General features: G+C 63.1%; 11 protein-coding genes and 1 tRNA gene. 7 read left to right on the forward strand and 5 right to left on the reverse strand.

The window, feature by feature from the left end; genetic code table 11:
• Positions 1-315: 315 nt before the first annotated feature.
• The gene (locus KVO92_RS09710) at positions 316-3,153 is read right to left on the reverse strand and encodes a putative bifunctional diguanylate cyclase/phosphodiesterase (RefSeq protein ID WP_217475460.1); all 2,838 of its coding nucleotides are present in this window, start codon (positions 3,151-3,153) and stop codon (positions 316-318) included.
• Positions 3,154-3,422: 269 nt separating this feature from the next.
• Here KVO92_RS09710 and uvrD point away from each other — a divergent pair, with 269 nt between their 5' ends.
• The 5 genes from uvrD to selB all read left to right on the forward strand — a co-directional run bounded on the left by uvrD (position 3,423) and on the right by selB (position 11,515).
• Positions 3,423-5,615, forward strand: coding sequence for a DNA helicase II (gene uvrD, locus KVO92_RS09715; protein WP_217475461.1), 2,193 nt, complete (start codon positions 3,423-3,425; stop codon positions 5,613-5,615).
• A 55-nt stretch (positions 5,616-5,670) separates the two neighbouring features.
• A complete protein-coding gene (locus KVO92_RS09720; protein WP_217475462.1) occupies positions 5,671-6,783 on the forward strand; it encodes a TRAP transporter substrate-binding protein in 1,113 nt (370 codons plus the stop codon).
• Positions 6,784-6,918: 135 nt separating this feature from the next.
• Positions 6,919-7,761, forward strand: coding sequence for a Tim44 domain-containing protein (locus tag KVO92_RS09725; RefSeq protein WP_217475463.1), 843 nt, complete (start codon positions 6,919-6,921; stop codon positions 7,759-7,761).
• A 431-nt stretch (positions 7,762-8,192) separates the two neighbouring features.
• Positions 8,193-9,602, forward strand: a complete 1,410-nt coding sequence (selA, locus tag KVO92_RS09730) for an L-seryl-tRNA(Sec) selenium transferase (RefSeq protein ID WP_217475464.1) — start codon at positions 8,193-8,195, stop codon at positions 9,600-9,602.
• Positions 9,599-11,515, forward strand: a complete 1,917-nt coding sequence (gene selB / locus KVO92_RS09735) for a selenocysteine-specific translation elongation factor (protein WP_217475465.1) — start codon at positions 9,599-9,601, stop codon at positions 11,513-11,515. Before selA ends, selB begins: the two co-directional genes overlap by 4 nt.
• 337 nt (positions 11,516-11,852) lie before the next feature.
• Here the strand turns inward: selB and KVO92_RS09740 are convergent, their stop codons facing one another.
• Positions 11,853-13,082 carry a hypothetical protein gene (locus KVO92_RS09740; protein ID WP_217475466.1) on the reverse strand — a complete coding sequence of 410 codons (1,230 nt, stop codon included), beginning with the start codon at positions 13,080-13,082 and terminating at the stop codon, positions 11,853-11,855.
• A 1,065-nt stretch (positions 13,083-14,147) separates the two neighbouring features.
• Between KVO92_RS09740 and KVO92_RS09745 the strand changes: the two genes are divergently transcribed.
• Both KVO92_RS09745 and cfaB read left to right on the forward strand, forming a co-directional pair.
• Positions 14,148-14,243 (forward strand) — tRNA-Sec (locus KVO92_RS09745).
• Between the two features lie 195 nt (positions 14,244-14,438).
• Positions 14,439-15,620 (forward strand): C17 cyclopropane fatty acid synthase CfaB, encoded by a 1,182-nt coding sequence (gene cfaB / locus KVO92_RS09750; RefSeq protein ID WP_217475467.1) that lies wholly within the window; start codon positions 14,439-14,441, stop codon positions 15,618-15,620.
• A 693-nt stretch (positions 15,621-16,313) separates the two neighbouring features.
• Here cfaB and KVO92_RS09755 read toward each other — a convergent pair.
• From KVO92_RS09755 to KVO92_RS09765, 3 genes are all read right to left on the reverse strand, one after another.
• Positions 16,314-17,165, reverse strand: a complete 852-nt coding sequence (locus KVO92_RS09755) for a universal stress protein (RefSeq protein ID WP_217475468.1) — start codon at positions 17,163-17,165, stop codon at positions 16,314-16,316.
• A gap of 13 nt (positions 17,166-17,178) precedes the next feature.
• Entirely contained in the window at positions 17,179-18,666 is a 1,488-nt protein-coding gene (locus KVO92_RS09760) for a SulP family inorganic anion transporter (protein WP_217475469.1), read from the reverse strand.
• Between the two features lie 337 nt (positions 18,667-19,003).
• Positions 19,004-20,212 carry an HD-GYP domain-containing protein gene (locus KVO92_RS09765; protein ID WP_217475470.1) on the reverse strand — a complete coding sequence of 403 codons (1,209 nt, stop codon included), beginning with the start codon at positions 20,210-20,212 and terminating at the stop codon, positions 19,004-19,006.
• Positions 20,213-20,358 lie beyond the last annotated feature (146 nt).

The raw sequence follows: 20,358 nt of genomic DNA on the forward strand, positions 1-20,358 counted from the left end.
GTTGCGGTCGCAAGCAGAGCTTGCTCCTACATGTCGAGGGTGACTTCAGCCCGCTCGCTGAGCCGCCACCTGTAGGAGCACGCTCTGCGTGCGACAGGGCCCTAAGGAAGGGCGTGGCATTTGGTCCTGCCGATGCAGGGTCTTTTCAGGAGCCCTCTGACCGCGATCGGGGATTGTGCGTGGTTGCGGTCGCAAGCAGAGCTTGCTCCTACATGTCGAGGGTGACTTCAGCCCGCTCGCTGAGCCGCCACCTGTAGGAGCACGCTCTGCGTGCGACAGGGCCCTAAGGAAGGGCGTGGCATTTGGTCCGGGCGATCAGCCCAGCAATTCGACGAACGCCTCGGCCGGTACGGGGCGGCTGATCAGGTAGCCCTGCATCTCGTCGCAGCCGTGCGCCTTGAGGAAATCCGCCTGCGCCTGGGTCTCGACGCCTTCGGCCACGACCTTGAGCTCCAGGCTGTGGACCATGGCGATGATCGCGCGGACGATGGCCGAGTCTTCGCCGACCTGATCCAGCTCCGAAATGAACGAGCGATCGATCTTCACGTAGTCCACCGGGAAGCGCTTGAGGTAGCTCAGCGAGGAATAGCCGGTACCGAAATCATCGATGGCCAGCTTCACGCCGAACACGCGCAGCTGCCGGCTGATGTCGATCGCGTTGTCGATGTCATCCAGCAACTGGCTTTCGGTGAGTTCCAGTTCGAGCCGGTCGGCCGGCAGGCCGGTTTCATCCAGTACTTGCCTCACGAGGCTGACGAAGTTGCCCTGGCGCAGCTGCTTGACCGACAGGTTGACCGACACGCGGATTTCCGCCAGCCCGTCGAGCTGCCACTGACGCGCCTGGCGACAGGCCTGGCGCAGCACGAACTCGCCCAATGGGATGATCAGCCCGGTTTCCTCGGCCAACGGGATGAAGAACCCCGGGGCGATCAGCCCTTTCTGCGGATGACGCCAGCGTACCAGCGCCTCGGCTGCATCGAGACGGTCCTCCGCCACGTTCAGCCGCGGCTGGTAGAAGACCTCCAGCTGGCCTTCGTCCAGTGCGCGACGCAGCTGGTTTTCCAGCTTGAGGTTTTCCAGGCTCGACGCCTGCAAGCGCTCGGTAAAGAACTGCAGCGTGTTACCGCCCAGGTGCTTGGCGTGCTGCATGGCCATGTTCGCCTGCAGCAGCAGCGAACCCGCGTCCCGTGAGTTGTCCGGCATCAGGCTGGCGCCGATGGAGGCGCTGACCACCAAATCCTGATCGCCGATATGCATCGGCTTGCTGATGCGCGAGAGCAGTCGGCTGGCGATGTGCGCCAGGCTTGCAAGGCTGCCGTACCCGTCGAGTACCGCGACGAATTCGTCGCCGGACAGGCGTGCAATGGTGTCGGCATCCGAGAGCGTATGCGACAGACGCCGGGACACCTCGTGCAGCAGCTGGTCCGCGGCCTCGTGCCCCAGGCTTTCGTTGAGAACCTTGAAGCGATCCAGATCGATATAGAGCACCGCGAGCCCGCGGTTGCTGCTGCGACAGCGCTCGCAGGCACTGTGCAGGCGCTCCTTGAGCAGGGTCCGATTGGCCAGCCCGGTGAGCTCATCGAAATAGGTGAGGTAGCGCAGCCGCTCCTCGACCTGTCGCCTGACGCTGAGGTCGGAGATGAAGGCGACCACATTGCTGATGTTGCCGTGGGCATCGCGTACCACTTGCATCTGCGCCCATTGCGGGTAGACCTCGCCGTTCTTGCGGGTCTCGATCAGCTCGCCTTCCCAGCTGCCGTCCTGCACCAGGCTTTCGCGAATCGTCGCGTATTGCTGGCGGCTGTCTTCCGAGCTGGCCAGCAGCGCGACGCTCCGTCCGATCAGTTCTTCACGGGTGTATCCGGACAGTTTGCAGCAGGCCTGGTTGACGGCCAGCAAACGGAACTCGGGATCCATGATGGCCATGCCTTCGCTCGCGGCTTCGAACACGGTTGCGGCCAGCCGCAGCTGTTCGGCCTGGCGCTGGCTCTCGCTGATGTCCCGACGGGTGCCGATCATGCGCAAGGCCCGTCCGTTGGCGTCGCGCTCGGTGACCCGGCCGCGATCTTCGATCCAGATCGACGTACCGTCAGTCAGCATGGCCCGATACTGCACCGAATAGCTGTCGGTCTTGCCCTTGAGGTGGTCGATCATGTCCTGCCGGACCCGCTCACCGTCATCGGGATGCACATCGGGACGCTGCTGTTCGGCGAGCCGCAGCCGGTCGCTGCGGCCGACGCCGAAAATGATGTCCATCCGCGAGTGATGGACTTCATCATTGGCCAGGTCCCAATCCCACATCCCCAGCTCACTGGCCTCCATTGCCAGCGTCAGGCGTGCCTCGCTTTCGCGCAGCTCGCTGGTGCGCTCGGTCACGCGCCGCTCGAGCCCGTCGAACGCCTCACGCAGTTGACGCTCGGCATCACGGCGTTGCTCGACCTCGCGTGCCAGGTCGCCGTTCAGCGCGATGGCCTCGCTGCGCATACTCTCCAGGCGCCGGATCAACCGTTGGTTGTGCATACGCTGCTGCAGGCTGTTGCTCACCAGCCGATTCATCTGCAAGGCGATCATGCTCAGCGTGAGCAGCACGATCGCGCCGAGCACTCCCCAGCCCTGCAGCTGCGCCTCGCCACTGCCCAGCAGCAGTGCCACCGCCGGCAGCAAGCAGGGGATCACGAAGGTCCCGAAGGCCCGTAGCGAGACGCCGCAGGCCACCCCCCCGGCAACGATGACCGAGGCCAGCGAACCCAGCAGCAGCGTCTGTTGCAGGAAGGTCCCAACGACGGCCAGTTCCACGAGGGCATAGCAGAGCGTGACGGCGCTGACGGTGCTGGCCAGCAGGAACGATCGCAGCCAGCGGGTCTGCTGCTGCGCTTCGGCGCTGGCCTTGGCGAAGGCGTGGGTCTGGTACAGGCGGAACAACGCGAGCAGGAACGTCCAGACCGACCAGGCCACCAGCTTCGGCGCGGGTCCGGTGTCCCAGAGCACGAACAGGAACACCAGGCTCGACAGGGCCATCAGCAGCAACGCGAGCCGCGAGCCTTCATAGAGCAGGCGGGTGCGTTCGGCCTGATCGATGTCGGCACGGTTATACGCAGCGGCGTCGCGCAGATTAATGGCCGGAGACGGGTTGGCGTGTGCTGAATCGGTCATCGCGTGTTCTTATCATTAGTTCTAGGGCAGCATCCTCGACACTGCAGCACCCTCGGATAATGGCACGTCGCTAGCGTGCGGTCATAGTCCGGCCCGACCAAAGACGCGCCGTGGTTATCCTCAGGTATAAATCGTGACCATTAGCTGGCCGGCAAACCTCATGCTAGACCCTACGCGTCGTGATCGACTACGCCTAGCCCCAGGTGTGCGACGTTGGCGTCCGTCCAATGCACGAGCGGCTCGGCCAGGTTTCCGGCTAGAATGGCGCCATGCATGACGATCTCTCCCTCCTCCTGAATTCCCTTAACGATGCCCAGCGCCAGGCAGTGGCCGCGCCGCTGGGTCGTCACCTGGTCCTCGCCGGCGCCGGCTCGGGCAAGACCCGCGTGCTGGTGCACCGTATCGCCTGGCTGCATCAGGTCGAACGCGCCTCGCTGCACTCAATCCTGTCGGTGACCTTCACCAACAAGGCGGCCGCCGAGATGCGCCAGCGCATCGAGCAGCTGATGAAGGTCAACCCGCAGGGCATGTGGGTCGGCACCTTCCACGGCCTGGCGCATCGCCTGCTGCGCGCGCACTGGCAGGAAGCCAAGTTGGCGCAGAACTTCCAGATCCTCGATTCCGACGATCAGCAGCGGCTGGTCAAGCGGGTGATCCGTGAGCTCGGCCTCGATGAGCAGCGCTGGCCGGCGCGCCAGGCCCAGTGGTGGATCAACGGGCAGAAGGACGAAGGCCTGCGGCCCAAGCACATCCAGCCCAGCGGCGACCTGTTCCTGGCCACCATGCTGAGCATCTACCAGGCCTACGAAGAGGCCTGCGCGCGCGCCGGGGTGATCGACTTCTCTGAGCTGCTGCTGCGCGCGCTGGACCTCTGGCGCGACAACCCGGGCCTGCTCGACCATTATCAGCGGCGCTTCCGCCATATCCTGGTGGACGAGTTCCAGGACACCAACGCCGTGCAATACGCCTGGCTGCGCCTGCTGGCCAAGGGCGGCGAGAGCCTGATGGTAGTGGGCGACGACGATCAGTCGATCTACGGCTGGCGCGGCGCGCGGGTCGAGAACCTGCACCAGTTCAGCGAAGACTTCCCGGATGCCGAAACCATCCGCCTGGAGCAGAACTACCGCTCCACCGCCTGCATTCTCAAGGCCGCCAACGCACTGATCGCCAACAACCAGGGCCGCCTGGGCAAGGAACTCTGGACCGAGGGCTGCGAAGGCGAGCCGATCAGCCTCTACGCCGCCTTCAACGAGCACGACGAAGCCCGCTACGTGGTCGAAAGCATCGAGAGCGCGATCCGCAAGGAAGGCCTGGCCCGTAGCGAGATCGCCATCCTCTACCGCTCCAACGCCCAGTCACGGGTATTGGAAGAAGCCCTGCTGCGCGAACGCATCCCCTACCGGATCTATGGCGGCCAGCGCTTCTTCGAGCGCGCCGAGATCAAGAACGCCATGGCCTATCTGCGCCTGATCCAGACCCGCGACAACGACGCGGCGCTGGAGCGGGTGATCAACGTGCCGGCGCGTGGCATCGGTGAGAAGACCGTCGAATCCCTCCGCCAACTGGCCCGCCAGCAAGGCAGCTCGATGTGGGCCGCGCTGCATCAGGCGGTCGGTACCAAGGTGGTCTCGGGTCGCGCCGCCAGCGCGTTGAACGGGTTCGTCGAGCTGATCGACACCCTGGCCCTGAAGGTCGAAGGCATGCAGCTGCACAACATGGCGCAGCTGGTCATCGAGCAATCGGGGCTGCTGGCCTATCACCGCGACGAGAAAGGCGAGAAGGCCCAGGCGCGGGTGGAGAACCTCGAGGAACTGGTCTCCGCCGCGCGCGCCTTCGACAACTACAGCGAAGACGAAGAGGACGAGCAGACGCCGCTGGCCGCCTTCCTCGACCATGCCTCGCTGGAAGCCGGCGAGCAGCAGGCCGGTGACCACGAAGACAGCGTGCAGCTGATGACGCTGCACAGCGCCAAGGGCCTGGAGTTTCCGCTGGTGTTCCTGGTCGGCATGGAAGAAGGACTATTCCCGCACAAGATGAGCCTGGAGGAACCCGGCCGCCTCGAAGAAGAGCGCCGCCTGGCCTACGTCGGCATCACCCGCGCCATGCAGCAGCTGATCATCACCTACGCCGAAACCCGCCGGCTATACGGCAGCGAGACCTACAACAAGGTCTCGCGCTTCGTCCGCGAGCTGCCGCCGGCGCTGGTCAGCGAAGTGCGCCTGAGCAATACCGTCAGCCGCAGCTTCAATACCCGAGGCATGAGTGGGGGCTCGCTGTTCGACGGTGCCAACGTGCCGGAAACGCCGTTCAACCTCGGACAACGCGTCCGTCATTCACTGTTTGGCGAGGGCACTATTCTCAATTTCGAAGGCGCTGGCGCCCAGGCCCGCGTGCAGGTCAACTTCGAGAGTGAAGGAAGCAAGTGGTTGATGCTCAGTTATGCCAAACTGGAAGCGCTATGACGTTTACGTCAACCTGTACCCATACTAATAAAATCGCCTAAGGAAATTGCCATTCATGAAACGCCGTCACTTGTTTGGTGTTGCCGCTGCCGTGCTCGCGTCGCTCAGCCTCCTTGGCTGTAAAGACGAAAAGAAGGTCGAAACCACCCCCGAGCCGAAGGCCGCAGCTGCCAGCGAAGCGCCGCAAACCTACAACTGGAAGATGGTCACCGCCTGGCCGAAGAATTACCCGGGCCTGGGCACCGCCGCGCAGCGGTTGGCCGATCGCGTCAATGCCATGAGCGATGGCCGGCTGACCATCAAGGTCTACGCCGCCGGCGAACTGGTACCGGCCCTCGAAGTGTTCGATGCCGTCTCGCGCGGCACCGCCGAACTCGGCCATGGCGCCGCCTATTACTGGAAAGGCAAGGTGCCGACGGCGCAGTTCTTCACCTCGGTTCCGTTCGGCCTGTCGACCAGCGAAATGAACGCCTGGCTGACCCGCGGTGGTGGCCAGGCCTTCTGGGACGAGGCCTACGCACCCTATGGCGTCAAACCCATGGTGGTCGGCAATACCGGCATGCAGATGGGCGGCTGGTTCAACAAGGAAATCAACTCGCTCGACGACCTCAAGGGCCTGAAGATCCGTACCCCGGGCCTCGGCGGTGAAGTGCTGAGCCGCCTCGGCGCGACCACCGTCAACATGCCGGGCGGCGAGGTGTTCACCGCGCTGCAGACGGGCGCCATCGACGCCACCGACTGGGTCAGCCCGTACAACGACCTCGCCTTCGGCCTGCACAAAGCCGCCAAGTACTACTACTACCCGGGCTGGCAGGAGCCGCAGGCCGTGCTCGAACTGCTGGTCAACCAGAAGGCCCTCGACAGCCTGCCCGAGGACCTGCGCGCCATTCTCACCGAAGCAGCGCTGGCCGCCAGCCGCGACATGATGGACGACTACGTCTACAACAATGCCCTGGCCCTCGAGCAGCTCAAGCAGCAAGGCACGCAGCTCAAGCGCTTCCCTGACGAGGTGCTGAATGCGATGCGCGAGCAGGCCGACGCCGTACTCGGCGACCTGGCCGCACAAAGCGAGCTGAACGGCCGCATCTGGGCATCGATGAAAGCCTTCCAGGCACAGGTCACGCCGATGCACGAGATCTCCGAGAAAGAGCTGTACAACTGGCGCTAACCCCGCAGACCGCTGCGTTTGCCATCCGACCCGGCAAACGCAGCGACGCAAAAGCCCGAAACACTCTGCAACTGGCGCGCCCCGACCGGGGCGTGCACCATCTGCTCCGAATCTCCATCCGACCAGGACTACCAAATGCAACGTGTGCTCAGCATTTTCATGGCGCTGTGTATCGGCCTGACCCTCAGCCTCGATGCCAACGCCAAGCGCTTTGGCGGCGGCAAGAGCTTCGGCTCGGCGCCCAGCCATCAAACTCGCCAGGCGCCCCAGCAGACCCAGGCCACCACCACGCAGGCAGGCCGCCAGACCCCGGCCGCGGCCAGCGGTGCCTCGCGCTGGCTCGGCCCATTGGCCGGCCTCGCCGCCGGTGGCCTGCTCGCCTCGATGTTCATGGGTGATGGCTTCGAGGGCATCCAGTTCATGGACATCCTGATCTTCGGCGGTATCGCCTTCCTGCTGTTCCGCCTCCTTGCCGCCCGCCGTCGCCAGCAGCAGCCGGCCATGGCCGGACACGGGCACGGGCACGCACCGATGCAACGTGAGATGCCAGCGCAACACTCGATCTTCGGTGGCAGCGCCGCTCCGGCCGCGCCCGTGATCAACGCGCCCGCCTGGTTCAACGAGCAGAACTTCGTCGCGGCGGCACGCGAGCACTTCCTGTCGCTGCAGCAGCATTGGGATGCCAATGAGATGGACAAGATCGCCGAGTTCGTCACGCCGCAGCTGCTCGACTTCCTCAAGCGCGAACGCGCCGAGATTGGCGACGCCTACCAGTCGACCTATATCGACGACCTGCAGATTCAGCTCGATGGCGTGGACGACCAGGCCGACAAGACCATCGCCACCCTGACCTTCGCCGGCGTCTCGAAGAACTCGCGCTTCGACCAGGGCGAGCCCTTCAGCGAAAGCTGGCGCATGGAACGTGCGCAGGGCGAGAACCAGCCATGGCTGGTCGCGGGTATCCGCCAGAACGCCTGACCCGCGCAGCGGTCACCCACAAACCCGGGCTAGCCCGGGTTTGTCATTTCTGCGATTCGCGATTTGCGATTCGCCGCCCGATCCGGCACAACGGCGAGCCCCACCAGACGGGCGCCCCACGGCCGAGCCCACGGACCCGCCCCTTCCCCGACCCACGCCTGCGGTGAGCCGCCTGCAGCCGGCAATCTTCATCGCCACACCCGCGCGCGATCGCCCTCGCCATGCCCGCGCACGCCTGTGAAGCACGTCGCCGATTTACCGACCAGCTGAGCTGAACCCTGTGAAGAATTAAGCGTCTATGCTGATCGCGAAGTAGAAAAAAGATTGGAGTCCTGCGTGCCAGGCAACCTCGCCACCGGGTTCAGCACCGTCAGCACGGCTCGCGCGCCCGCCGCCCCGTCCATGCCGTATCGCCATCCGGATCCTCAGCCATGAGCAGTGCTCGCCTGCCTTCGGTCGACCGCCTACTGCGTGCCCCCGCCTGCGAGCCGCTGCAGCAGCGCTATGGCCGCGAGGCGCTGCTCGGCACCCTGCGCGACCTCCTCGACGAACTGCGCGAACCGGCTCGTCAGGGCCAGCTCGCCGCACTGGAGCTGTCCGAAGCGGTACTCGCCGGCCGTGCCGGGGAACGCCTGGCCAACCAGCATCGCAGCCGCGTACGCCGCGTATTCAACCTGACCGGTACCGTGCTGCACACCAACCTCGGCCGCGCTCTGCTACCGGATGAAGCCATCGAGGCGATCACCCTGGCGGCGCGCTACCCGATGAACCTGGAGTTCGACCTGGCCAGCGGCAAGCGTGGCGACCGCGACGACTTGATCGAAGGCCTGATCCGCGAGCTGACCGGCGCCGAAGCCGTCACCGTGGTCAACAACAACGCCGCCGCCGTGCTGCTGGCATTGAACAGCCTCGGCGCGCGCAAGGAAGGCATCATTTCGCGCGGTGAGCTGATCGAGATCGGCGGCGCCTTCCGCATCCCCGACATCATGGCCCGTGCCGGCGTGAAGCTGCACGAGGTCGGCACCACCAACCGCACCCATGCGCGCGACTACGAGAACGCCATCGGCCCGCGCAGCGGCCTGCTGATGCGCGTGCACACCAGCAATTACAGCGTGCAGGGTTTTACCAGCAGCGTCGCCACCGCCGAACTGGCCGCTATCGCCCGCGCCCATGAGCTGCCGCTGCTCGAAGACCTGGGCAGCGGCAGCCTGGTCGACCTGTCCCGCTGGGGTCTGCCGAAAGAGCCGACCGTGCAGGAAGCCCTGCGGGACGGCGCCGACATCGTCACCTTCAGTGGCGACAAGCTGCTCGGTGGCCCACAGGCGGGCCTGATCGTCGGGCGTCGCGAGCTTATCCAGAAGATCAAGAAGAACCCGCTCAAGCGCGCGCTGCGTGTCGACAAACTGACCCTGGCGGCGCTCGAGGCGGTGCTCAATCTCTACCGCGACCCCGATCGCCTCGGCGAGCGCCTGACCAGTCTGCGCCTGTTGAGTCGCCCGCAGGCCGATATCCGCGTACAGGCCGAGCGGCTCGCGCCGGCACTGGCCGGCGCCCTAGGCGAGACCTGGCAGGTCACCGCGAGCGACGCACTGGGCATGATCGGCAGTGGCGCACAACCGGTGGCACGCCTGCCCAGCGCCGCGCTGTGCATTCGCGCGCTGCAACCCAGGCGCTTGCGCGGCCGCAGCCTGCGCCAGCTGGAAGAAGCGCTGCGCCGCCTGCCGATCCCGATCCTGGGCCGGATCGCCGACGACGCGCTCTGGCTCGACCTGCGGCAACTGGACGACGAGCCGGCGCTGCTGGAACAGCTGCCGCACCTGCAGCAGGAGCTGGCGTCATGATCATCGGCACCGCCGGCCATATCGACCATGGCAAGACCGCACTGCTCAAGGCCCTGACCGGGCAGGAAGGCGACCGCCGCCGCGAAGAGCGCCAGCGCGGCATCACCATCGACCTCGGCTACCTGTATGCCTCGCTGGGCGAATCCGACCTCACCGGCTTCATCGACGTGCCCGGCCACGAGCGCTTCGTGCACAACATGCTGGCCGGCGCCTGTGGCATCGACTGCGTCTTGCTGGTGGTCGCCGCCGACGACGGCGTGATGCCGCAGACCCGCGAACATCTGGCCATCGTCGAGCTGCTCGGCATTCGCCGCGCACTCGTGGCGCTGACCAAGATCGACCGCGTCGAAGCACCGCGTATCGCCGAGGTGCGCCAGCAGGTCGAGGCCCTGCTGCAAGCCGGCCCGCTGGCCGGAGCGCCGGTCTTCCCCGTCTCCAGCATCACCGGCGAGGGCATCGACGCGCTTCGTGCCGCGCTGATCGAACAGGCCGCGGGCGTGCGCGCGCGCAGCGAAGAGGGCCATTTCCGCCTCGCCATCGACCGAACCTTCAGCGTGACCGGCGCCGGCGTGGTGGTGACGGGTACGGCGTTCGCCGGCCGGGTGCATATCGGCGATGAACTGGCGCTGAGTCCTGCTGGCCGAACCGTTCGGGTACGCGGGCTGCACGCCCAGAACCAGGCCGCGGAGCAGGCCTGCGCCGGCCAGCGGGTCGCCCTCAACCTGGCCGGCGACCGCCTGGCCGTCGAGCAGATCAACCGCGGCGACTGGCTGCTGAAGCCCGAACTGCAGGCCGCCACCCGACGCATCGATATCGAATTCACCCTCTTGCCCAGCGAAGCCCGCGAGTTGCGGCACTGGACCCCGGTGCACATCCACCTCGGCGCGCAGGACGTCACCGGCCGGATTGCCCTGCTCGAAGGCGAATACCTGGCGCCCGGCGGCCACGTCCACGCGCAGCTGCTGCTCAACGCACCGGCCCACGCCGTGCATGGCGACCGCGTCGTGCTGCGCGACCAGTCCGCGCAGCGCACCCTCGGCGGCGGCCGGGTCCTCGACCCCTTCGCCCCGCCGCGCAACCGACACCGGCAGGCGCGCCTGGCCCAGCTGCGCGCACTCGGCGGCAAGACCCTCGAAGACATCCTGCCGGCGCTGCTGCCCAGCGCCATCAACGGCCTGGAGCCCGCCTTGCTGGAGCGCCAGTTCAACCGGCCGCGGCAGACCTGGCGCCTGCCGGAGGAGGCGCTGGAAATCAGCACGCGGGTCGGCCCACGGCTGTTCGACCGCGGTACCTGGGACTACCTCGAACAAAGCCTGGTCATGGCGCTGCAGCGTTTCCATGACGCCCAACCCGATGAGCTCGGCCCCGACCGCGACCGCCTGCGCCGCTACGCGCTGCCCCAGCTGGATCGTCCGGTCTACCTGGCCCTGCTGGAGCAAACCCTGGCAGCCGGCAAGATCGAAGCCAGCGGCCCCTGGTTGCACCTGCCGGGCCACCGGGTGCGCCTGAGCGAAGAAGAGGAATCCCTGAAAGCCCGGCTCTGGCCGCTGCTAGAATCCGCCCGCTTCAACCCGCCCTGGGTCCGCGACCTGGCCGGTGAACTGGACATCGAGGAAGAGCGGGTGCGCCACCTGCTGCGCAAACTGTCCCGCATCGGCGAGCTGCAACAAGTGGTCAAGGACCTGTTCTACCCCGACGCGACCATCCGCCAACTGGCCAACCAGATACTGGATATGGAACGCCAGGCCGGCGTGATCCGCGCCGCCGCCTTCCGCGACCAGATCCAGCTCGGCCGCAAACGCAGCATCCAGCTGCTCGAACACTTCGACCGCATCGGCCTGACCCGCCGCTTCGGCAACGAACGTAAAATCCGCCCCGACAGCGCCTTGGCCTCGGAGGTAGAGCTCAGGTAGGCTGCTGGCACACTGACCGGCGCCAAACGCCGGTCACGCCTCTTATGGAAGGCAATCGCACCCGGTGGTGCGGCCGGGCTTCAAATTCTGTGATGTACCTGAGTGGTGTTGGCCTATGCTGGCAAAGGTTGGTAATCACGGATTCTAAGCGTCGCTGTTCTGGTCAATGCGTGCCATTTTTGGTAGTAGCTTCGACACTTTTTCGACACCCCTCATCGCATCCTACCGGCTAATGTTGAGAAAAGATTAGTCGTTCGCTCACTTCTCTCTTCTCCGAGATTAACTATTGCGCACACCTGCAACCCTGCTTCTACCGGGTAAGTTGCACGTCATGGTTTTACTTGTTTGGCGCCGGTATTTTTTCGATTATCAGCTTCGCTAGCTCTTGAATATTTACTGGGTAGTTGTCAGTTATTGGTGACCCTTCCTGATTTCCAAATATTTTTGTAGCAATTTCCGCTTTTATTTTATTTTGTTCTTCAATAGTCATAGTTGCAATGTATGGGGTTATGGCCCTCAAGTCCAAAGAGACTTTCCTATTGCTGTGCTCTTGACTTCTATGTTTTGCTGATTCTCTAGCAAGATAGGCCGCCGGGACGGACAAAACTACTGCTGTGAGGAATTTAAATATTGCCTGCCCCCAATCCAGACCTAGATTTATAGACTCATATATTGCATAGCAGATTATTGCGCCAGTTACCCCCATACAGGCCAACGATAGATTTCTCATCAGGTCTGCGGCTTTTTTTTCGTTTTTTGCGGTCTCTGCATAATCCGAAAGTAGTACCTTGGATGCAGTGTGACCAAGTAGCTCGTCAATTTGCGAGTGTATTTTCTCGCTATATTCAGACGCCTCTTTTGTAATTAGAGCTGTCTTTTCCACCTCCGATGTCATTGTTTTATTAATATCAGCTACCTCTGAGCCAATACCTTCTATAATATTCTGCAGTTTCGATATTTCTTTCTTGGTATTTTGTAGCTCATTAGCGCCCTTTGACTTTAAGCGCTCAATTTCTTCAAGGCCTTGATTTATTCTTCTCTCGAAATTATCTATGTCTGCTCGTAATTTAGCCAACAGTTCTATTGTTTGTTTTTCTTGATCTGACACAGAAGTGCGTGTTATGCCCTCAAGTACTTGATCTTTATTTCTAGCCAACCTATAGGGTTGCGCAAACTCTTCGTCAGAATCTATTATTGTCTTAAATTTCTTCGCGACCTCAATTAGCTGTTCCGCAATATTTTTAACTTCGTCGCTGTATATATCTCTATTTTTGACTTTTAAGCCTATCGCTTGGGCATGCACCGCCACACCATTTGCGCTTTCGACAGCGGCCTCTGCGTCGGCAGAACCTTTCGAGGTTCGAGACTTAAAGTTCTTGTAATTTATTTCAAAATTGGTAATTTCTTGCCTGTCCGCTCTTGGTATTGGTCTGTCACCATGCGTGTTTACGATTAACTCTATTAGGTCATAAATATGGTCTACGTATTTTTTGCATATATTTATTCTTTCATCCATTTCTGACGCGCCTCTTAAGCTCTGGATTTCCGTTCTCACTATGAATTGCATGGCTCTCTTTTTCTGGCCCTGGCCAAACAATTCTATTTGTCTTAGCAATAGAAAAACCGGAATAGTGTGTATATTTTCGCCAATCGCTATTGCACGACCAAAAATATCAGCCAGCTCATGAACGAATGCGACTTTTCCAGCAAATCCGAAATCTTCCTTTAGGTTACTCCTTTATTCTTCGCTCCGACCTTTTTAGACTAGATACAATTAACGAAAGGTAGCACCTACACTTTTCGCTAAAGGTTTCGATATTCTTCCGGACATCATCAGCCATTGCAGCTGCGCCGAGAATGTAGTTTTCCAGATTTTTATTTTTGCTCTTGGAGATATTTGAAAATCATTGCTTTGAGCCCGGGTTAGGGACATAAGTCTAGTCTACACGGTGAATTATCGAATTTGTTCTCGTGATTAAGGGCATACCATTCGGTATCTTGATTGCTCTGCTACTAACAGAACACGCTGACGGAGCTGAAAGAAATACATTCCTTGGCTTTTTGAAGCGCTGCCGGAAACCCACAGGCTGCACAAGGCAACAACTAGAGCGTTATCGCGTGCCGATCAAACCAGGGATCAGTTTCGCTAGCCTGCAGCTTTTGCGAGGTTGCCTTGTAATGTATTCCGGGGCGTCGTGCCATTCAGCCTCATATCTCCCTCGTACTGCCCTTCGGCTTATCAGCGCCTAGTCACTACTGTTGTGATCGCTATCCCGCGCTCTGACTAGGCACATTTCGGATGGCCTCGCCGCAGAGCGTGCCGTTGTAGCTATGACCTAGCTTATAAGCGCAACCGCATGGCGGCTCCGAAGACTAATCCATTAGCCCACGCGTGCGCACTACCACTTTGGTGATCGGTTCGGATTGCGACGGGCCATAAGCTCACGAGCGGGTTGGCGGCTGCAAAATATCCATGTGAGTCGTCACTCGTCACGACAATGCGGTACGCTCGCCTCTCGCCTGATGGCCGCGAGGCGCATAAGCACTAACATTGCTTGAAAATTTCGACACTTCCTCTTCGGTCGCGTGTCAGAACACTCGCCGAGCTAGAAAATCCCTTATAGATCAATAAGGAAGGCAATCGCACCCGGTGGTGCGGCCGGGCTTCAAACCCGGTTGGGGGCGGCAGCCGTTCCTGGGTGGGTTCGACTCCCACTGCCTTCCGCCATTTCCTGCCCAGCGCCTCCCTCCCCTCAGCAAAACGCGCCAAATGGCAATTCAGCCTGCGCCATCCGTGCACAGCAACCCGTCCCCCGCGCTAAACCTTTCCAATCAAACCCATAAAGAAAAGCCATCTGCCGATCGAGCGCAGGCGTAAAGAACCTGGTCTAGGATTCCATACGGGACGATCAGGAGACCGAGTATGTTGGCCACAATACTTCCGACCTTGAAGGAACTGGAGCTTCCGTTGCGCCTCAAGCTGTGGGACGGCAAGGAGATCGACATTGGCCCCGCCCCCTCCGTAACGCTGGAGATCAAGGACCCCAGCCTGGTGCCGCAGCTCGCGCATCCGAGCCTCGATCTGCTCGGCGGTGCCTATGTAGAAGGTCAGATCGACCTCCACGGGCCGCTGGAGGAGATCATTCGCATCGGCGACGAGATCACCAGCGCACTGGGCGACGAGCATTCGGCGTTGCCAACTCGCGAAGCGCACGACAAGGCCACCGACGCCGAGGCCATTTCCTATCACTACGACCTGTCCAACGAGTTCTATCAGCTCTGGCTCGACCGCGACATGGTCTATTCCTGTGCCTATTTCGAGACCGGCACCGAAGACCTCGACCAGGCGCAGCAGGCCAAGCTGCGCCATCTGTGCCGCAAGCTGCGGCTCAAACCGGGTGACCGGCTGCTCGATGTCGGCTGCGGCTGGGGTGGGCTGGCACGTTTTGCGGCGCGCGAGTTCGGCGCCCAGGTGCTCGGTATCACGCTCAGTCGCGAGCAGCTCAAGCTGGGGCGCGAGCGCGTGGCCGCCGAGGGGCTGGAGGATCAGGTTCAGCTGGAGCTGATGGATTACCGCGACCTGCCCACGGAGGGCCAGTTCGACAAGGTGGTCAGTGTCGGCATGTTCGAGCACGTGGGGCACGCCAACATGCCGCTGTACTGCAAGCAGCTGTCGGAGGTGGTGCGCCCGGGCGGGTTGGTGATGAACCATGGCATCACCTCGCGCTACCTCGACGGCCGGCCGGTGGCGCACGGCGCGGGCGAATTCATCGACCACTACGTATTCCCCCACGGCGAGCTGCCGCACCTGACCGAGATCGGCGCCTGCATCAGCGCCTCGGGCCTGGAGATCGTCGACGTGGAGAGCCTGCGCCTGCATTACGCGCGCACGCTGCAGTTCTGGAGCGAACGCCTGGAGCAGCACCTGGCCGAAGCCCAGCGGATGGTACCGGAGCGGGCGCTGCGCATCTGGCGGGTCTACCTGGCGGGCTGCGCCTATGGCTTCCGCCGCAACTGGATCAACCTGCACCAGATCCTGGCGAGCAAGCCCTTGCCCGATGGCTCCCATGAACTGCCTTGGTCGCGGGCGGACCTGTATCGCTAGGCGACGCGAGCCATAGAGAGCGGGTGAGCCCCAAGCCCGTTCGGCGCGGGGTCGCGCCTCCCACAGCGATTCGCGTGGTGCTTGGAGGCGCTGTAGGAGCGCCCTCGGGGCGAAGCGGTTCCCGTGCGTATGCGACCGCCGCGGTTAGAACTGAGGCGGTCGGGGTAGCCCTATTCGCCGCGGGTCGCGCCTCCCACAAAAGCGATTCGTGCGGTGGCTTGGCGGCGCTGTAGGAGCCCCGACCTCGGGGCGAAGCGGTTCCCGTGCGGTATGCGACCGCTGCGGTTAGAACTGAGGCGGTCGGGGTAGCCCTATTCGCCGCGGGTCGCGCCTCCCACAGCGATTCGCGTGGTGCTTGGCGGTGCTGTAGGAGCCCCGACCCCGGGGCGAAGCGGTTCCCGTGCGGTATGCGACCGCTACGGTTAGAACTGAGGCGGTCGGGGTAGTCCTATTCGCCGCGGGTCGCGCCTCCCACAAAAGCGATTCGGGCGCTGGCTTGACGGCGCTGTAGGAGCGCCCTCGGGGCGAAGCGGTTTCCGTGCGGTCTGCGACCGCTGCGGTTAGACGTGACGACGGGGTAGCCCCAATTCGGCGCGGGTCGCGCCTCCCACAGGTTTCGCAAGCGGCGAAAAGCTGAAATGGGAGGCCCGCCCTCGGGGCGAAACTCTTGCTTTACCCGCGTTCTGGCTTCTCTCAGCGCAACAGCAACAGCGGCGTGGTGGTCGAGCGGATCATCTGGGTGGTGGTGCTGCCAACGAGGAACTGGCGAATCCGCGAGTGGCCGTAGGCGCCCATCACCAGCAGGCCGACCTGATGCTCGGCCTGGTAGGCGTGCAGGGCCGGCTCGACGTCTCCATTGCGGATCGCGATATGCACTTCGAACCCGGCTGCCACCAGGGCGTCGCGGGCCGCCTCGAGCAGCGCGCGGTGCTCGGTGGTGTCTTCGCCGACCATCACCAGATGGAGCGGAATGTCCTTGAACAACGGGCTGGCGGCGAGCATCTCGACGCCCTTGCGGGTGGTCGCGCTGCCGTCGAAGGCCAGCATCACGCTGGTAGGCGCGCTGAAGCTGGCCGGGGTGACCAGGATCGGCCGGTGCAGGGTGCGAATCACGCTTTCGAGCTGGCTGCCGATCAGTTGCAGGTCGGTGCCGCTGTCCTCGCCCTGCTTGCCGATCACCAGCAGCCGGGTGTCCGACTCGAGGTCGCGCAGGGTTTCGACCAGATCACCGTGGCGCTGACGCACCTCCGGTTGCGCTACGCCGGCGGTGATCACCCGCTGGCGGGCGGCGTCGAGCATCATCCGTCCTTCTTCGAGCGCCAGTTTGCTGCGCTTCTCGTCCAGCGCGGCCAGTTCCTCGAGCAGGTATTCACGGCTACCCAGGCCGATGATGCCGCTGAGGTTGCCGGTCGCCGGGTACTGCTGCTGGTCGAGCACGTGCAACAGCGTCAGCGGCGCGTCCAGCTGCTGGCTGGCCCAGGCCGCGCAATCGCAGACGGCCGCCGCCTGTGGTGAACCGTCGATGCAAGCCATTACCTGGTTCATGTCGTTCTCCCTGTCAGTGGCCCATGAGGCTGTCGATGGCGTCGGGTTTGTCGTGCACGCCGAAGCGGTCGACGATGGTCGCGCTGGCTTCGTTCAAGCCCAGCACCTGGACCTCGGTGCCCTCGCGGCGGAACTTGAGCACCACCTTGTCCAGCGCGGACACGGCGGTGATGTCCCAGAAGTGCGCCTGGCTGAGGTCGATGGTGACCCGCGCGAGGGCTTCCTTGAAGTCGAAGGCAGCGGTGAATTTGTCCGATGAACTGAAGAACACCTGCCCGACCACCCGATAGGTTCGACCATTGGCATCGCCGTCCAGCTCCGAGCGGATGTCGAGGTAGTGGCCGACCTTGTTGGCGAAGAACATCGCCGCCAGCAGCACACCGGCGAGCACGCCGTAGGCCAGGTTGTGGGTGAACACCACGACCACCACGGTGACCACCATGACGATGTTGGTCGACAGCGGGTAATGCTTGAGGTTGCGCAGCGAATCCCAGCTGAAGGTGCCGATGGAGACCATGATCATCACCGCCACCAGCGCGGCCATGGGGATCTGCCCGACCCAGTCACTGAGGAACACCACCATCAGCAGCAGCACGACGCCGGCGATCAGCGTCGACAGCCGGCTGCGGCCGCCGGATTTCACGTTGATCACCGACTGCCCGATCATCGCGCAGCCGGCCATGCCGCCGAACAGGCTGGAGACGATATTGGCGACGCCCTGGCCCTTGCACTCGCGGTTCTTGTCGCTGCCGGTGTCGGTCAGGTCATCGACGATGGTGGCGGTCATCAGCGATTCCAGCAGCCCGACCACGGCCAGCGCGGCGGAATACGGGAAGATGATCTGCAGGGTTTCGAAGGTCAGCGGTACTTCCGGCCAGAGGAAAACGGGCAGCGTATCGGGCAGATCGCCCATGTCGCCGACGGTACGGATGTCCAGCCCCAGGTACATGGCCACGGCGGTCAGCGTGAGGATGCACACCAGCGGCGAGGGGATGACCTGGCCGATCTTCGGCACATGGGGGAACAGGTAGATGATGCCCAGGCCCGCGGCGGTCATGGCGTAGACGTGCCAGGTGACGTTGGTCAGTTCCGGCAGCTGTGCCATGAAGATCAGGATCGCCAGCGCGTTGACGAAGCCGGTGACCACCGAGCGCGAGACGAAGCGCATCAGCGAGCCGAGCCGCAGGTAACCCGCGCCGATCTGCAACACGCCGCAGAGCAGGGACGCGGCCAGCAGGTATTGCAGGCCGTGCTCGCGCACCAGCGTTACCATCAATAGCGCCATGGCACCGGTGGCCGCGGAGATCATGCCGGGGCGACCGCCGACGAAGGCGATGACCACGGCGATGCAGAACGAGGCGTACAGACCGACCCGTGGATCGACCCCGGCGATGATCGAGAAGGCGATCGCTTCCGGGATCAGCGCAAGGGCGACGACGAGGCCGGCGAGCAGATCGCCGCGGATGTTGGAGAACCAGTTTTGCTTGATCGAATGGAGCATCGGAGTTTCCAGAGCAAAGGCATGACCGGCGGGCATGACAGCGGCACGCAGGCTGATGCAAGGCTAGTGTCTTTTGGCTGAGGTGCCAGCAGGCACACAGCACTGGACCGCGCACGTTGGCGGTCGGGGACAGGCGAGGGGGCGTTGCGCTATGGCGGACTGGGCTGCCAGGTCATGGTAACGGACACGCTCGGTTGGGCTTCGAGGTATCGAAGCAGCAAAAACAGGCGGCGAATGATAGCGCACCCACCCCTTGCTGACGACCCGACGCGGCGAGCGGTCAGGCAATTGGCGCGCCCATCGAGGGCGCGCCAGCCGAGACACGCGACCTGCGCCGCTACTTCCAGAAGTCGTCCAGGTTGCTGAAACCCCATTGCGCCGGGTCTTCACGGCCGACGATGCGGTCGGTCACGCCGCGGCGCGAGAGGTCCAGGTCCAGCTGCTGGATCGGTGTCTTGGCCTTCGCCGAGAAGAACACCCGCACCAGCGGTTCGGTGAGCCTTTCCGGGTGCTGGTCGATCACCACGCCCAGCCGGCCGGACTCCAGCCGCACCAGCGAGCCGAGCGGATAGATGCCCACCGAGCGGATAAAGGCGTGGAATACGCGGGTGTCGAAATGGCCGCTCCACTGCGCCATGCGCGCCAGCGATTCGGCGGGGTTCCAGGCCTGCTTGTAGGGCCGGTTGGAGGTGATCGCATCGTAGACATCGCAGACTGCCGCCATGCGCGCGAACAGGCTGATCGCCTCGCCCTGCAGGCGATGCGGATAACCGCTGCCGTCGAATTTCTCGTGGTGATGCAGGCAGACATCCAGCGCCGACTCCGGGATCGATCCGGCCGCGAAGAGCATCGCGTGACCGCGCTCGGGATGGCTGCGCATCACGGCGAACTCGTCATCGGTGAGGTGGCCAGGCTTGTTCAGCACCGCCTCGGGCATGGCCATCTTGCCGACGTCGTGCAGCAGCCCGGCCAGGCCGGCCGCGCGTGCGGTGTCCTCGTCGAGCCCGAGCTGACGGGACAACGAGATCATCAGCGCGCACACGGCGACCGAGTGCATATAGGTGTATTCGTCCTTGTGCTTGAGCCGGGCCAGGCCGATCAGCGCCGAACTGTTGCGCGCCAGCGAATCGCTGATATCGGCGACCAGCGGCAGGCAGCCGTCGACATCGATCGCCTTGCCCAGTCGCGCCTCGCCGAACAGCTCGGTGACCGCCTTCTTCGAGCGGCTGATGATGCGGGCGGCGCGTTGCAGTTCGTCGCGCGCGCTGCAACGCGTGACAGCGGTCGCTTTCGACGCTTCGGGAACTGCGGCGGCCGCAGGTGCTTCGGGCGCCGCACCCGACGCATCGGCCGAATCGGCCACATCGTCACCCTTGTCGGTATCGATCCAGACGCCACTGAGGCCGCTTTGACGCAGGCGCAGCAGGTCATCCGGTTCGGCGATGACGAATTTGTTTCGCCAGAACGGATGCGAGAGCCAGTTGCCCTCGAAGCCATGAATGAACATGCCGGACCGCACATCGTCGACGGTGATTTTCTTGAGCATGGGTCCCTCGAGACGACCTGTTACAAGACCAAACGGGCTTGCCCGTTTGTACTCAATGCGTCCCAGCTAACCGCCACTCACCCTGAAAACCCGCACAGATATCACAGTGCCATCACGACATATAACTGTACATTAGCCAAAAGATG

Origin of the sequence: Stutzerimonas stutzeri, from assembly GCF_019090095.1 — a bacterium.
In the GTDB taxonomy this organism is placed as follows: Bacteria; Pseudomonadota; Gammaproteobacteria; order Pseudomonadales; family Pseudomonadaceae; genus Stutzerimonas; species Stutzerimonas stutzeri_AN.